Below are 14,971 nucleotides of genomic sequence, written 5' to 3'. Positions count from 1 at the left end.
ATTTGCCGTCGCCAATAGCCTTTGCGGGCCCTTTTGCGGGGCCCTTGCTGGATTACTCTTTTTGAGTTTCTGGATAAGGGGGTGATTTTGAATGCTTACACAACTTCCAACGACCTTGCAGAACCTTCATCTGCCGTTACGGCTCAAGCTCTGGGACGGCCATCAGATGGACCTGGGGCCTGCGCCCAGCGTCACCATAGTGGTCAAGGACCCGCAACTGGTCTCCGATTTCAACCACCCCAGCCTGGGCTTGCTTGGCAGTGCCTTCGTAGAGGGGCGGCTGGAGCTGGAAGGTTCGATCAGCGAAGTTGTCCGGGTTTGCGATGAACTGACTCATGCCCTTGTGGACGATGATGACAGCGCCGACAACCCGATCCGCGTCCAGCACGACAAGGACACTGACGCCGCGTCGATTGCCTACCATTACGACGTATCCAACGACTTCTACCAGCTCTGGCTCGACAGAGAGATGGTTTACTCCTGCGCGTACTTCAAGACGGGTGATGAATCCCTCGAGCAGGCGCAGCAGGACAAATTCCACCACCTGTGCCGCAAGTTACGGCTCAAGCCAGGTGAGTATCTGCTGGATGTGGGGTGCGGCTGGGGCGGACTGGCGCGGTTTGCTGCCCGTGAATATGGCGCGAAGGTGTTCGGCATCACGCTCAGCGAGCAACAACTGACGCTGGCCCGTCAACGAGTGCAGGCCGAGGGCTTGCAGGACAAGGTCGACCTGCAACTGCTCGACTACCGCGACCTGCCGCAGGATGCGCGCTTCGACAAGGTGGTCAGCGTCGGTATGTTCGAGCACGTAGGGCACGCTAACTTGCCGTTGTACGCGCAATGCCTGTTCGGTGCGGTGAAGGAGGGCGGCCTGGTCATGAATCACGGGATCACCGCCCGGCATACGGACGGACGTCCTGTAGGACGTGGTGCCGGGGAGTTCATCGACCGCTATGTATTCCCCAACGGCGAGCTGCCGCACCTGGCCATGATCAGCGCCCATATCAGCGAAGCCGGTCTGGAAGTAGTCGACGTGGAAAGCCTGCGCCCGCACTACGCCAGAACGCTGGAACACTGGAGCGCGCGGCTTGAAGCCAGGCTCGGTGAAGCCGCCCGTATCGTGCCCGAACATACCCTGCGCATCTGGCGTCTGTACCTGGCGGGCTGCGCCTATGGATTCGCCAAGGGCTGGATCAACCTGCACCAGATACTCGCCGTGAAACCCTTTGCCGACGGCAAGACCGGGTTGCCGCTGACGCGGGAGGATATTTATGGATGAGCTTTAGTTACGAACGCCGAGGCCGGGATACTCTGAGAGTCTTAAGGGTCTTGAGCACCCAAGGCGGCTTTCGTGCTCGGCAGGCCGATTAGCAGAGGGTTACGATGCGCTCGAATATGTCTTTCATGGGGCCATAGTTCACGTTGACGCCATCAATATTGGCCCTGACCCATTCCTCCTGACTGACGGTTGCCCAATCGAGCTCTCGTATCTGTCCATTGATCATCTTCTGTGTTTGGCCAGTATCATTTCCAAAGACGTTTTCTCGTCGGTGGAGGGTATGTGGATTCCTTCCAGTTTCGAACTGCTAATGAAATTTCTGTGTTTGTTCTCTTCAAAACGCTCATGCGGGTCGACCGTACGACCGAGAACATACAGTGAGCATGTTTGTATCAGCCGGTCGAGCTCTGCTTGATTGTGTGCCGTTATTTGAAAACCCAGGCTTTTTGAGAGTTTGCGTTTGGCTTCTCTGAAGGTGTTTTCATGGGCGGCCATGTGGACGGAGGTCTTACTCGCCAAGAGCGCGGTTTTCAGAACATTCAGTTTCGAGAATAACGCTACCCAGCCATTGACCCCGAGCTTCAACATCAGCTGAGTTTCGATGCCTCTCTTCACTTCAATAAATGTTCCTAGCTTTTGCAGGTCGTCTATTCGATCAGCCTGTAACACCTGCTGCAGTGACGCCTTCATCTTGAGCCTCGTAAAATCCATCAATGCGCGTGGTGATCAAAATTCTAGTGAAAACTCATGGGTTATCCAATGCTTGAGGTGCAACAATGTAGTACACCTTAATCTTCACAGAATCGGCGAAATCAGCCGCGCCACGCGCATACCCAATTGATGCAGGCGCCGCGTTTCGTGGCTTTCTTGCACAGATATTTCGCGGGCTAGGTTGAAGTCGGCAGTGAGCATGGATTCCACCTGGCTGGAGAAGTCGCTGTCGACCGTCAGTAGCATCAGTTCGAAGTTGAGGCGGAACGAGCGGTTGTCGAGGTTTGCGCTGCCTATGGCGGTGATGTCGTTGTCGACCAGCACGACCTTCTGGTGCAGGAAGCCCGGTTCGTAACGGAATACCCGCACGCCGGCACGCACGGCATCGAAGGCATACAGGCTGGAGGCGGCATAGACCACATAATGATCAGGCCGTGAGGGCAGCAGCAGGCGCACATCCACCCCGCGCAGTACCGCCAGGGTCAGCGCAGCGGTCACGGCTTCGTCAGGTATGAAGTAAGGGCTGGTGATCCATACGCGCTCTTCGGCAGCGTGAATGGCTTCGACGAAGAACAGCGAGCAGGTTTCCTGCGCATCGGCCGGGCCACTGGTCAGCAACTGGCAGAGCACACCATCCTCGGGAAATTCATCAGGCAGGCTCAATGGTGGCAGCTCGCGGGTGGCCCAGAACCAGTCTTCGGCGAACGACTCTTGCAGGCAGGCGACCACCGGGCCGATGACTTCTACATGGGTATCGCGCCAGGGAGCCAGGGGGGGCTTCAGTCCCATGTATTCATCACCGACGTTATGCCCACCCATATAGCCTTTCAGGCCATCGACGACGACGATCTTGCGGTGGTTGCGGAAGTTGATCTGAAAGCGATTCAGCCAGCCGCCACGTGTGGCAAAGGCTTTTATCTGTACGCCACCGTCGCGCAATTTTTCGATGTAAGCCCCCGGCAATGCGTGGCTACCGATCCGGTCATAAAGGACAAAGATGCCTACGCCCTCGGCGGCTTTTTCCAGCAGCAGTGTTTGCAACTGGCGACCGAGGTTGTCGTCATGAATGATGAAAAACTGAATCAGGATTGTCTTTTTCGCCTCACGGATGGCTTTGAAGATCGCTCCGAAGGTTTCCTCACCATTGATCAAGAGCCTGACCTTGTTGTTGGCCAGTGCGGGCATGTTTCCCAACTTGGGCATGGCGCGCAGCGCTGCATAGGCATCCGAGCGACGTGCTGCCACAGCTTCCTCGATCCACGGCCGCCAGTTGAGGCTGCCAATCGCAATGCGCATTTCCTGGTTGGCCTGGCGACGGGCCTTGATGTACGCGTCGAACGAGCTTCTGCCGAACACCAGATAAGGCAGCAGGGTGAAATAAGGAATGAATACCAGCGGCATCGCCCAGGCAATAGCACCTTGAGAGGTGCGCACCGTCAGCAGCGCGTGAATGGCGGCGCCTGTGCCCAGCAAATGAATGAAGCCGAGGACATAACCGAAAAAGTACGGGTCGTGATAATCCATGTGGAACAATGCTCCTCGTCTTTGCTGCCTAACAGACCACAGCTGAACGGGAATGTCGCTATTTTATTACCCATGCAACTGGGCGATGTCTGTGCCGTCTAAGGCTTATCTTCCGGCTGGATGATTCCGGCCCCGTTTACATCTGCAATCGTCCATCAGGAATCTTGAAATGAACAAACGCATATTGGCCTGGATGTTTTGCCTGGCTACCCCTCTGGCTCAAGCGCAGATGCTGCAACCAGGTTTGTGGGAACTGACTTCTAGCAATATGAAGGTGGACGGACAGCAATTGCCGGACATGCAATTGATGCTGGGCCAATTGCAGAACCTGCCGCCTGAGCAGCGCGCCATGATGGAACAGATGATGAAGAAGCAGGGCGTGTCGCTCGGCGGCAAGGGCGTTAGGGCCTGCCTGACACAGGCTCAGGTACAGTCGGACAACATTCCGCTGACTGATCCGGCTTCCGGATGCACGCAAAAAATTACCGCGCGAAACGGCAAGACCTGGAATTTTCAGTTTAGCTGCCCGAAAGCTCAGGGCACCGGGCAGGCTCAGTTTCTAAGTGATCGTGAGTTCACCACGAACGTGGTGGGCACTTTCAACGCCACCGGTCAGCAACAGAATGGCAGCATGGACACTCGCGCTGTATGGCTGGGACCACAGTGCGGCAATGTCGCCCCGCGTACCTGATCAAATTCAGAGGGTTATGTTCCACGTGGAACACTCTGTCTGAAGGCGGTGATTTTTTGTCACGTTGGCGGGGCACCAGATGACGGAATCTTCATGAAGGGCTTCATGTTTCGTCCGTAACTGCATGTTATATTGTTACTAATGATGTGGATGAACCCTTCGTGAGCCGGGATGCTCAATTTGCTCTTTGAGATGTTCCATGCACCGACGCCAAGTGTTGCTCAACATGCTGCTGGCCAGCGCGGCTCTGACGTTGCCGTTGGGTGCCTATGCCACACAGATTCGTAACGCCCGCCTGTGGCGTACCAACGACAAGCTGCGCCTGGTGCTCGACCTTAGCGGCCCGGTGCAGTACAAAACTTTCACGCTTACCGCCCCCGACCGTCTGATCATCGATGTCAGCGGTTCGCGGCTGACCGGCGACTTCAGCCAACTGGCGCTGGACCGTACCGTTATCAAGTCCATTCGCTCCGGGCACTACGGCCAGGGTGACGACACGCGCATCGTGCTGGACCTGACCGCGCCAGTGCAACTCAATAGTTTCCTGCTCGGCCCGGAAGGTGGGCAGGGACACCGGTTGGTGCTGGACATGAGTTCCACGGCCCATGCGCCCGTGCAGATGGCTGAGCTGCCGCCACCGGTGCCCGTCCCGATCCAGACCAACAAGGCGCACACCGGGCGCGACATCATGGTGGTGGTCGATGCCGGTCATGGCGGCAAGGACCCGGGCGCTGTAGGTTCTCGGGGCGAACGCGAAAAAGATGTGGTGCTTTCCATCGCGCAGTTGCTGGCCAAACGGCTGAAGCGCGAGAAGGGTTTCGACGTGCGTCTGGTGCGCAACGATGACTTCTTCGTGCCGCTGCGCAAGCGCGTCGAGTTCGCGCACAAGTCCAACGCCGACATGTTCATCTCCGTACATGCTGACGCAGCGCCTCGTCTGACAGCCTCTGGTGCTTCGGTGTTTGCCCTTTCCGAAGGCGGTGCAACCTCGGCGACGGCGCGTTTCATGGCGCAGCGGGAAAACGGTGCCGACCTGTTGGGGGCCTCGTCGCTGCTCAACCTCAAGGACAAGGACCCGATGCTCGCCGGGGTGATTCTCGACATGTCGATGAACGCTACCATTGCAGCCAGTCTGCAACTGGGCCACACCGTTCTGGGCAGTCTGGAAGGCATTACCACGCTGCATCAGAAGCGCGTGGAGCAGGCCGGGTTCGCCGTTCTCAAATCACCGGACGTACCGTCGATTCTGGTCGAAACCGGGTTTATCTCCAATAGCCGTGACAGTCAGCGTCTGGTCACTGCGCGCCACCAACAGGCCGTTGCAGACGGTTTGTTCGATGGCCTGCAGCGCTATTTCCAGCGCAACCCGCCAGTGGATTCGCACATGGCCTGGCTGCAAGCGCAGAAGCAGGAACAGCAGGTCTGATCAGGTCAACGGCAGCCGTTCAGCCGGCTGCAGGTGATCTTGCTACGCGTGCCGCTTGAGCTGGACACCCGCGTGATTGTTGTCCAGCCCACGCGCTGGACAGTGCCTACCCAGGCTTCGCCATTGGAAGCCAGCCCGGTAAAAAACGTCAGCTGGCCATAGCGACTGTTGGTCTGCGCCCAGCGACGCTTGTCGAGTACCTCGTAACCCTTCAACCAGGTCGTCGATCCGGCTGTGGTCACGCTGTAGCTATTGCCTTGGGCATCGCTGCACGCCAGCACCGTCGCGCTACGCGTACAAGTGGCGAGGTCGGCAGAAGGCCTGGGTGGTGCTGCCATCAAGTGTGCGCTGATCAACATCGCCACCAAACCTGTTGAAACCCGTCTCATGAAGATCCCTTCACCAACGCCGTAGCTATTATGTGTTGTTATACTATAACATCTCAGTGTGATTAGAGTCGGCTGCCTGAGGGATTCGTTGCAGCCGACATGAACAAGGTTCAAGCCTTGCAGCTGCCTGGAGAATCCTGATGGCAAATCTTCTACCCGTTACCGTTCTGTCCGGTTTTCTAGGGGCCGGTAAAAGCACTTTACTCAATTATGTGCTGCGCAATCGTGAAAACCTGCGGGTTGCCGTAATAGTCAACGATATGAGTGAGATCAATATCGATGGCAGCGAAGTTCAGCGCGATGTCAGCCTGAACCGTGCCGAAGAAAAGCTGATCGAGATGAGCAATGGTTGCATCTGCTGCACCTTGCGCGAGGACTTGCTTGAAGAGGTCAGTCGCCTCGCTCAGGACGGTCGTTTTGACTATTTATTGATCGAATCCACTGGAATCTCCGAACCACTGCCAGTGGCCGAGACCTTCACTTTTCGTGACGAAGCTGGCAAAAGCCTGATGGATCTGGCGCGTCTGGACACCATGGTCACCGTCGTCGATGGCGTGAATTTTCTGCTCGATTACGAAGCGGCTGACGGCTTGTCCACACGCGGTGAAACCCTGGGTGAAGACGATGACCGCTCGATTACCGACCTGCTGATCGAGCAGATCGAATTTGCCGACGTCATCCTGCTCAGCAAGATCGACCTGATCAGCTCCAGTGAGCGTGAAGAGCTGATGGCGATCCTGAAGCGCCTCAACCCCGAAGCCGAGATTGTGCCGATGGTGATGGGCCAGGTGCCGTTGGCGACGATTCTCAACACCGGGCGTTTTGACTTCCAGCGTGCTTCTCAGGCACCGGGCTGGCTAAAGGAAATGCGCGGCGAACACATGCCGGAAACCGAAGAGTACGGCATAGCATCAACTGCCTATCGTGCCCGGCGCCCGTTCCATCCGGAGCGTTTTTTCAATTTCATCAATCGCCCGTGGACCAATGGCAAGCTGCTGCGCTCCAAAGGCTTCTTCTGGCTGGCCAGCAAATACAAGGATGCAGGCAGCTGGTCGCAGGCGGGCGGCTTGATGCGCCATGGTTTTGCCGGACGCTGGTGGCGTTTCGTGACCCGCGACAGCTGGCCCGAGGACAAGGAGAGCGTCAAATCCATTCTGGAGAACTGGTCGACTGAAACCGGTGACTGCCGTCAGGAACTGGTGTTCATCGGTCAGAACATTGATTTTGCCCTGCTGACAGCCGAACTGGACAAATGCCTGCTCACTGATACCGAGATGGCGGCGGGTGTCGAGCGCTGGCGCACGCTGGCCGATCCTTTTGGCGACTGGTACGAAGAAGAGGTGGCTGCCTGATGCTGGCCTATCGTTTGAATGACAAGACAGCCGTTCGTCAGGCACACGGCGGCACGCCTGAGGTATTGAGCGAGATCCTCCAGGATGACGTCAACCTTGCGGTCTGGCAGCGTCAACTGCCTGCGCACATCGAGGATTTCGGTGCCTTGCTGCTGTCGATGGGCGAGCCCCTTGCCGAGTCCATGCCCCTGCAAGTAAGGGGCGGTGAAGTCGAGCCTGACCTGACCACGCTGGCTCGGGGATATTCCGATCTGCAGGGGTATCAGGGCTTCATTGCCGACGTTTCATGGCTGGTCGGCGCCTATGCCTGCCTGCTGGGTGCCGAGTGCGTTGGCCTGCGTCTGCGCGTGCTCGACAAGGCCATGTGCCCGCGCTTCCATGTTGATCATGTGCCGGTACGTCTTATCACCACTTATGGCGGGGTTGGCAGTCAATGGCTGCATGAAGGGGTGATGGACCGTAAACAATTGGGGCATTTGGACGCCGAGCCGACGGATGCTGCCCGTATCCAGCAGATCAACAGCGGGGAAGTGGCGTTGCTCAAGGGGGAACGCTGGCACGGTAACGAAGGCTTCGGTTTGATCCATCGCTCGCCGCAACTGCTGCGTAACGAGCGCAGGTTGATTCTGACGCTGGACTGGCTGGACTGAAACTTTATTCAGGGGTTGCCCATTGCCCCTTGCTCTGGCCCTCACAAAAGGGCTTGAGGTACAGCGCGTCACGGGCGACCCCGTAATAGTGGATGTGCTCGCGATACGGAAGATTGGCGACTTGCGCGTTGCGGCAGACACCGAAGGCACCTGCCGGGCACTGTTGCGAGTAGGTCGTTTCGGTCTTCTGCCCGGCCAGTTGTGGCTTGCAGAAGCTGTCGTGGAACAGGTCTGCCGGGATATTGATATTTTCCTGGCAGACTTTCACATCAAGCCTTTCGGCCTGGCTGTGGACCAGACACGCCTCGGCCCACGCCGTACCCGAACTCGCCATCAGCAGCATCAGTGCCAGGCGGGCGGGCAGCCACATCACTTGCATCATTACCCTTCCTTGCTCTTCAATGACCCACGCATTCGTCAAAAGTGATCCCATGCTGCAAAACATACCGACGCATGTCATCGGTGGCCCGCTGGGCGCCGGCAAGACCAGCCTGATCAAACGCCTGCTGGCGCAGAAACCCGCCCATGAACGCTGGGCCGTGTTGATAAACGAGTTCGGACAGATCGGTCTGGATGCCGCGTTGCTGACCACGGATGCCGATGGTATCGCACTTGGCGAGGTGGCTGGCGGCTGCCTGTGCTGCGTCAATGGCGTGCCGTTCCAGATCGGTCTGGGGCGTTTGTTGCGCAAGGCCCGGCCTGATCGTCTGCTGATCGAGCCTTCGGGACTGGGTCATCCTGCGCAACTCATGGCGCAATTGCGCGAGGCACCCTGGCGCGGCGTCCTGAATGTTCAGCCCGGCGTGGTGGTGCTGGACGCGCAAGCAATGCTCGCCGGACAACCGTTGCCGAGCACTCAGCAGGAAGCACTGGCGGATGCAGGGCTTGTGGTTATGAACAAGTCCGAGCAACTGGATGAAGTCTCTCGCCGGGCGTTGGCCGAACAGTTGCTGCCGCACGCCTTGATCTGGACCCGATACGGAGAGCTGCACCCGAGCCAGGTACCGGGGTTCACCAGTGCTGTCGGTGTGGATAAACAGGCTGTGGATAAGTTTATGCTGCCCAACAACGTTGGCCAGTTGCCTGCGCTATGGGTCGACCCGAAGGTACCGATCTGCCTGAGTCAGGCCAGTGCTGAAGGCTGGAGCATCGGCTGGCGCTGGCATCCCTCGCAATGCTTCGACCTGCAGCGCATTCTGTACTGGCTGGAAAGCCTTGATTGGCGGCGGGCGAAGATGGTTATCCACAGCGAGGGTGGCTGGTATTCCGGGAATGTGGTCGATGGCGCACCGATAGCCTGGCAAGTCAGCGAGTGGCGTCAGGATTCACGTCTGGAATTGATCTTTTCCACCGATCAGGATGTGGATAAGTTGCAGGCGCAGATGGCGGAGTGTCTGGCGTGACGCGCCGCTTGCTCGCGACGGCGACCCTTCAAACGCCCTGTTTTCGGGGGCTTTGACGCCCTCTTCGCGAGCAAGCTCGCTCCCACAACGATTTGCATTTACCCAGCCGCTACTGCTTCCATTTCTGATGCGATTGACGCCACTCGCTCATTTGAATAATTTCAGCGCTGGGTGGTGGCGTCTTGATTTCAAACGGGTAGGGTGCCAGTTCGATTTGCGCAGTGTGCGCGCCGAACATGGTGATCGTGCCAGGGTGACGCTGCTCGCCCGTCACCGTGAACTCGAAGCCATACACGCGGGCCAGGCGCTTGCGACCCTGAGCGTCGTGGGCAAAGGTCAGGCGGCGCAGCGCAACGGCGTCGTCCAGCAGTTGCAGTTCAAGGCGTGCACAATGCTGCTTGACGCGCGCCAGCGCTTTTTCTCGCAGACCATGGGCGTGCCACCACCAGGCCGCAGCACTTGCGAACAGCATCAGCACGAAGATATTTCCCAGGGTCAGCATGACGGAGTGCTCCAGCGTAGGTGTTACCAGCTTAACTGCCCTGAGTGATTTACAGCCATACTGCGCAACTTATATTTCTCATTATTGCATTTGCATCGTGTTCAGGATTCCGCCCCCAATGAAACGTACGCCTCACTTGCTCGCTATCCAGTCCCATGTGGTATTCGGCCACGCCGGCAACAGCGCGGCGGTGTTCCCGATGCAGCGTATCGGGGTCAATGTCTGGCCGCTCAATACGGTTCAGTTCTCCAACCACACGCAATACAAGCAGTGGACAGGCGAAGTGCTGGCCCCGCAGCAGATTCCCGCACTGATCGACGGGATAGCCGCCATCGGCGAGCTGGGTAACTGTGATGCCGTGCTGTCCGGGTATCTGGGCAGTGCGGCGCAGGGCAGGGCGATTCTGACCGGCGTGGCGCGCATCAAGGCTGCCAATCCCAAGGCGCTTTACCTGTGCGACCCGGTAATGGGCCACCCAGAAAAAGGCTGCATCGTTGCGCCTGAAGTCAGCGACTTCCTGCTGCAAGAGGCTGCGGCCATGGCTGACTTCATGTGCCCCAACCAGCTGGAGCTGGACAGCTTCTCTGGCCGCAAGCCCGAATCGCTGGCCGACTGCCTGGCGATGGCGCGGGCCTTGCTGGCGCGGGGTCCCAAAGCGGTTGTCGTCAAACACCTTGATTACCCCGGCAAGGCTGCCGACGGCTTTGAAATGCTGTTGGTGACCGCCGAGGCAAGCTGGCACCTGCGCCGCCCGCTATTGGCATTTCCACGCCAGCCGGTCGGTGTGGGGGATCTGACGTCCGGGTTGTTCCTGTCACGCATTTTACTGGGCGACGATCTGGTAGCAGCGTTCGAATTCACCGCAGCAGCAGTCCACGAAGTGCTGCTCGAAACGCAGGCTTGCGGCAGTTACGAGCTGGAACTGGTGCGCGCCCAGGATCGCATCGCGCATCCACGGGTGAAGTTCGACGCTGTGCGTCTGTAACCTTCAGATGCAACCGAGGGCTCAGGCACCCATGTCTGAGCCTGTCCCTTACAAGGCTTCTTCCTTGATGTCCTGATAACGCTTTTCCAGTTCCTGACGAATCTGGCGGCGTTGTTGCGCCTGAATGAAACGACGCTTGCCTTCCGGGGTTTCCGGTTCCAGAGGCGGTACGCTGGCGGGTTTGCGATTGTCGTCCACGGCAACCATGGTGAAGAAGCAGCTGTTGGAATGACGTACCGAGCGCTCGCGGATGTTTTCGGTGACCACCTTGATGCCCACCTCCATGGAGGTGTTGCCGGTGTAATTGACCGACGCAAGGAAGGTCACCAGTTCGCCGACATGCACCGGCTCGCGAAAAATCACCTGGTCCACCGACAGCGTTACCACATAGCGTCCGGCGTAGCGGCTGGCACACGCGTAGGCCACTTCGTCCAGGTACTTGAGCAGCGTGCCGCCGTGTACGTTGCCAGAGAAGTTGGCCATGTCCGGGGTCATCAATACAGTCATCGACAGCTGGGCGTTTCCGGGTTCCATAGCGTACTCACACGGTCAAGGTGTTCAAGGGGCGCCTATCCTGGCGCTCAAGGGGCTTGTGACAGTTATCGGGACGCTGGCCAGCAGGCGGCCGTCACGCGTCATAACTATCTGTTTCCATATATTGCACCGGCTTTATGTCGAAGGGGGCGGTGTTAACCTGCAAAAACCCGTGGATCGGGAATTTTCCTACGCTTTCATCCGATTTTGATGGCGCAACTACCAGCCGACGCCGTTGCAAGAACAGCGCCAGCGGTTTTAGGAGTCATCACCCACAAGGAGCCGTATCCCCATGCATGCCATCAATTTCATTCAGGACCTGGCAGTGATCATGCTGGTGGCCGGCGTGGTGACCATCCTTTTTCATCGCCTCAGGCAGCCAGTGGTGCTCGGTTATATCGTTGCCGGGTTCATCATCGGTCCGCACACTCCGCCGTTCAGTCTGATCCATGACGAAGAAACCATCAAAATTCTGGCCGAGCTGGGAGTGATCTTCCTGATGTTCTGCCTGGGGCTGGAATTCAGCCTGCGCAAATTGTTCAAGGTCGGCGCGACGGCGTTCATCGCGGCTTTTCTGGAAATTGCCCTGATGATCTGGATCGGTTACGAGATCGGGCAGTTCTTTGGCTGGAAAACCATGGACTCGCTGTTTCTCGGCGCGATTCTGGCGATCTCTTCCACCACCATCATCGTCAAGGCGCTCAACGACCTGAAGATGAAGAACCAGCATTTTGCCCAGTTGATCTTCGGTGTGCTGATCGTCGAAGACATTCTCGGCATCGGCATTATTGCGCTGTTGTCCGGCATCGCAGTCAGCGGCTCCGTCAGTTCGGGGGAAGTGTTTTCCACGGTCGGCAAACTGTCGCTGTTCATGATCGTAGCGCTGGTGATCGGGATTCTGCTGGTGCCCCGTTTGCTGGCCTATGTCGCCAGGTTCGAAAGCAATGAAATGCTGTTGATTACCGTGCTGGGCCTGTGTTTCGGCTTCTGTCTGCTGGTGGTCAAGCTGGAATACAGCATGGTGCTGGGCGCGTTCCTGATCGGTGCGATCATGGCTGAGTCGCGTGAGCTGCTGAAAATCGAGCGATTGATCGAGCCGGTTCGTGACATGTTCAGCGCAATCTTTTTCGTCGCCATCGGTTTGATGATCGACCCGAAAATCCTGCTGGAATATGCCTGGCCGATTGCAGTCATCACTGTCGCTGTGGTGCTGGGCAAGATGCTGTCTTGCGGCCTTGGGGCGTTTATCGCTGGCAATGACGGTCGCACCTCATTGCGCGTGGGGATGGGGCTGTCACAGATTGGCGAGTTTTCCTTCATCATCGCGGCGCTGGGCATGACCCTGCAGGTCACCAGCGATTTTCTCTACCCGGTGGCAGTGGCGGTATCAGCCATTACTACTTTGCTGACGCCCTATCTGATTCGCGGTGCTGATCCGCTGTCACTCAAGCTGGCGTCGATAATGCCCCGGCGCGTTGCACGGGTGTTCGGCATGTACGGCGAGTGGCTGCGCAGCATTCAGCCGCAAGGGCAGGGTGCAGTGCTTGCCGGGATGATCCGGCGGATTCTGCTACAGGTCGGGGTCAATCTGGCGCTGGTAATGGCGATTTTCTTCAGCGGCGGCTATTTTGCCGAGCATCTTGGCGGGTACATGGACGAATGGGTGGCGGATGTCAGTCACCAGAAAGCCTGGATCTGCGGCGCGGCGTTGCTGCTGTCGCTGCCGTTTCTGATTGCCGCGTATCGCAAGCTCAAGGCGCTGTCGATGCTGCTGGCGGAGATGGGCGTCAAACCCGAGATGGCAGGCCGACATACCGTGCGTGTGCGCAAGGTCGTGGCGGAAGTGATTCCGCTGTTGTCGCTGGTGGTGATTTTCGTGATGCTGGCAGCATTGTCGGCAAGTATTCTGCCTGCCAACGAATTGCTTCTGGTCATCGCCCTGATTGCCGCTCTGGTCGCGGCACTGCTCTGGCGCTGGCTGATCCGCGTGCATACGCGGATGCAGATCGCGCTGCTGGAGACGCTGGGCAATAATCAGGAATCATCCGGGCATTGAGCCCGGAGATTACCTTACAGTCTTTGCCGCGCAGGGGTGTCTCAGCTTTCCAGCCAGACATCCCGAGCCCAGTGCCAGACCGACTCCCAGCTTTCCTCGGTGACCAGTTCCTCTTCGGCAGACCACAGCACTACCGTGCCGTCTTCTTCGACGCAGTAGTAGTCGTCGCCGTCCTGGCAGATCGGAATCAGCTCGCGCGGCACGCCCAGATCCCAGGCCGTGGCGGCCACGTCCGGCAAATAGGTGTGCGACTGCGGATCGGTCACGGTGACGGGCTCAAGGCTGCCGTACACCACATCGCTGACCGTCAGGAGAAACTCTTTGAAGACGAACGGAATATTGATGAACAGCTGTTCTTCAATTTCGACCAGTTGGTCTTCGTCTGGCAGCTCAAGCGGAACCGGGACCGGCTCGTTTGCTTCACGCAGTTGTTCGATGACTTCTTCCACGACACAGATCCTCTCACTTGATGGCGCGGGTTATACAGTAGCGTAAAGCCTTTCTCAAAATAACTATCCGAACGGATAAGCAAAAACCCCGGACATGTCCGGGGTTCTGAACGCGAGAAAGGATTCTGGTTCAACCGTTCTGGCGAATTCCTGCCACCAGCCACGGTTGGTTATCACCCTGTGGGCGCTCCATGTTCCAGCTTTCGCTGAACACTTCGCCCTGGTCGAAACGCGAGGTCTTGGACACGCCCGAGAAGGTCAGGGTAGCGATGGTCTTGTCGGCGCGATCATCCACACCGTCCAGTTGAACCTGAAGGTTGTCGATGTAGGTCGACTGGAAGCCATCACCCAGGTCCGCACGTTCCTTTTTCAGGAACTGCAGCATTTGCGGGGTAACGAACTCGGCGATCTTGTCCATTTCGTTGGCGTCCCAGTGCTGCTGCAGCGACTGGAAGTGGCCACGAGCGGCTTCCAGAAAGCGCTCTTCGTTGAACCAGGCCGGGGCGTTGATCACTGGCGCAGCGGAGGCCGGTGAGGAACTGCCGAAGATCGGGTTCTGCGCAGGCTGGCTGCTTTCACGCTGGTACGGTGCACCGGCAGCAGCCATTTTCGGCTGTTGCTGCTGACGACGACGTGCAATGAAGCGGAAGATCAGGAAGGCGATGAGGCCCATGATCAGGATGTCGAACAGTTGCAGGCCGTTGAAGCCGTCACCCATGAACATCGACGCGAGCAGGCCACCGGCAGCGATACCGGCCAATGGGCCCAGCCAGCGCGAGGCACCGCTTGCCGCAGGCGCAGGACGGCCCGCAGCGTTAGGCGCTGCCGCAGGCGTGGAGGGTGTTGCCTGACGTGTCTGATGCGTAGGCGCCGAGCCCATGCTCTTGCCGCCACCGAAACGCGCGGCGTTCACATCCAGGCTCATGGTGAGCCCGATGCACAGCGCCATCGCGATGCTTAGAAAACGTTGCATAAGGGTATTCCCGTTTTGTGATTGCACGCGCGCCATGTTGCACAGCA

At 58.1% G+C, this 14,971-nt stretch carries 16 protein-coding genes; 8 read left to right on the top strand and 8 right to left on the bottom strand.

All coding sequences use genetic code 11. From position 1 onward, the window contains the following. Window positions 1–91: 91 nt before the first annotated feature. Entirely contained in the window at window positions 92–1,279 is a 1,188-nt protein-coding gene (gene cfaB, locus RYC17_RS17515) for a C17 cyclopropane fatty acid synthase CfaB (protein ID WP_058402518.1), read from the top strand. A gap of 222 nt (window positions 1,280–1,501) precedes the next feature. On the opposite strand, the gene RYC17_RS17505 is transcribed toward cfaB, so the two are convergent. Beyond that, a complete protein-coding gene (locus RYC17_RS17505) occupies window positions 1,502–1,969 on the bottom strand; it encodes a YhfG family protein (protein ID WP_223282449.1) in 468 nt (155 codons plus the stop codon). A gap of 105 nt (window positions 1,970–2,074) precedes the next feature. Next, complete coding sequence (cls, locus tag RYC17_RS17500; RefSeq protein ID WP_058402519.1) at window positions 2,075–3,514, bottom strand: cardiolipin synthase; 1,440 nt, start codon at window positions 3,512–3,514, stop codon at window positions 2,075–2,077. Window positions 3,515–3,683: 169 nt separating this feature from the next. Between cls and RYC17_RS17495 the strand changes: the two genes are divergently transcribed. Continuing rightward, window positions 3,684–4,205 (top strand): DUF3617 domain-containing protein, encoded by a 522-nt coding sequence (locus tag RYC17_RS17495; RefSeq protein WP_002555930.1) that lies wholly within the window; start codon window positions 3,684–3,686, stop codon window positions 4,203–4,205. A gap of 199 nt (window positions 4,206–4,404) precedes the next feature. Then, the gene (locus RYC17_RS17490; protein WP_004666611.1) at window positions 4,405–5,631 is read left to right on the top strand and encodes an N-acetylmuramoyl-L-alanine amidase; all 1,227 of its coding nucleotides are present in this window, start codon (window positions 4,405–4,407) and stop codon (window positions 5,629–5,631) included. Between the two features lie 5 nt (window positions 5,632–5,636). Here RYC17_RS17490 and RYC17_RS17485 read toward each other — a convergent pair whose 3' ends face one another. Next, a complete protein-coding gene (locus tag RYC17_RS17485; RefSeq protein ID WP_057402014.1) occupies window positions 5,637–6,020 on the bottom strand; it encodes a hypothetical protein in 384 nt (127 codons plus the stop codon). A gap of 140 nt (window positions 6,021–6,160) precedes the next feature. Here RYC17_RS17485 and zigA point away from each other — a divergent pair, with 140 nt between their 5' ends. Beyond that, a complete protein-coding gene (gene zigA, locus RYC17_RS17480) occupies window positions 6,161–7,372 on the top strand; it encodes a zinc metallochaperone GTPase ZigA (RefSeq protein WP_058402520.1) in 1,212 nt (403 codons plus the stop codon). Continuing rightward, window positions 7,372–8,022 (top strand): DUF1826 domain-containing protein, encoded by a 651-nt coding sequence (locus RYC17_RS17475; protein WP_058407642.1) that lies wholly within the window; start codon window positions 7,372–7,374, stop codon window positions 8,020–8,022. Before zigA ends, RYC17_RS17475 begins: the two co-directional genes overlap by 1 nt. 4 nt (window positions 8,023–8,026) lie before the next feature. Here RYC17_RS17475 and RYC17_RS17470 read toward each other — a convergent pair whose 3' ends face one another. Further along, the gene (locus RYC17_RS17470) at window positions 8,027–8,401 is read right to left on the bottom strand and encodes a hypothetical protein (protein WP_058402547.1); all 375 of its coding nucleotides are present in this window, start codon (window positions 8,399–8,401) and stop codon (window positions 8,027–8,029) included. Between the two features lie 52 nt (window positions 8,402–8,453). On the opposite strand from RYC17_RS17470, the gene RYC17_RS17465 reads away from it, so the two are divergent. Then, a complete protein-coding gene (locus RYC17_RS17465; RefSeq protein ID WP_316903879.1) occupies window positions 8,454–9,425 on the top strand; it encodes a CobW family GTP-binding protein in 972 nt (323 codons plus the stop codon). Window positions 9,426–9,534: 109 nt separating this feature from the next. On the opposite strand, the gene RYC17_RS17460 is transcribed toward RYC17_RS17465, so the two are convergent. Further along, window positions 9,535–9,927, bottom strand: a complete 393-nt coding sequence (locus tag RYC17_RS17460; RefSeq protein WP_057402017.1) for a DUF3301 domain-containing protein — start codon at window positions 9,925–9,927, stop codon at window positions 9,535–9,537. Between the two features lie 118 nt (window positions 9,928–10,045). On the opposite strand from RYC17_RS17460, the gene pdxY reads away from it, so the two are divergent. Next, complete coding sequence (gene pdxY / locus RYC17_RS17455; RefSeq protein ID WP_316903878.1) at window positions 10,046–10,912, top strand: pyridoxal kinase PdxY; 867 nt, start codon at window positions 10,046–10,048, stop codon at window positions 10,910–10,912. A gap of 48 nt (window positions 10,913–10,960) precedes the next feature. Here the strand turns inward: pdxY and RYC17_RS17450 are convergent, their stop codons facing one another. Beyond that, window positions 10,961–11,446: an acyl-CoA thioesterase gene (locus RYC17_RS17450; protein ID WP_002555921.1), complete on the bottom strand. Its 486-nt coding sequence runs from the start codon at window positions 11,444–11,446 to the stop codon at window positions 10,961–10,963. A 292-nt stretch (window positions 11,447–11,738) separates the two neighbouring features. On the opposite strand from RYC17_RS17450, the gene RYC17_RS17445 reads away from it, so the two are divergent. Next, on the top strand, window positions 11,739–13,502 hold the full coding sequence (locus RYC17_RS17445) for a cation:proton antiporter (RefSeq protein WP_058407640.1): 1,764 nt from the start codon (window positions 11,739–11,741) through the stop codon (window positions 13,500–13,502). Window positions 13,503–13,543: 41 nt separating this feature from the next. Here RYC17_RS17445 and RYC17_RS17440 read toward each other — a convergent pair whose 3' ends face one another. Together RYC17_RS17440 and RYC17_RS17435 are read right to left on the bottom strand one after the other, a co-directional pair. Then, entirely contained in the window at window positions 13,544–13,951 is a 408-nt protein-coding gene (locus RYC17_RS17440) for an SMI1/KNR4 family protein (protein ID WP_004659120.1), read from the bottom strand. 130 nt (window positions 13,952–14,081) lie between these two features. Beyond that, window positions 14,082–14,924, bottom strand: a complete 843-nt coding sequence (locus RYC17_RS17435) for a Tim44 domain-containing protein (protein ID WP_122259296.1) — start codon at window positions 14,922–14,924, stop codon at window positions 14,082–14,084. Window positions 14,925–14,971: the final 47 nt, after the last annotated feature.

The sequence above is a fragment of the Pseudomonas syringae group sp. J248-6 genome (assembly GCF_032586995.1).
GTDB classification, from domain to species: domain Bacteria; phylum Pseudomonadota; class Gammaproteobacteria; order Pseudomonadales; family Pseudomonadaceae; genus Aquipseudomonas; species Aquipseudomonas amygdali.
Note: the sequence above shows the minus strand (reverse complement) of the source record. Positions and strands in the feature narration are given on the sequence as shown.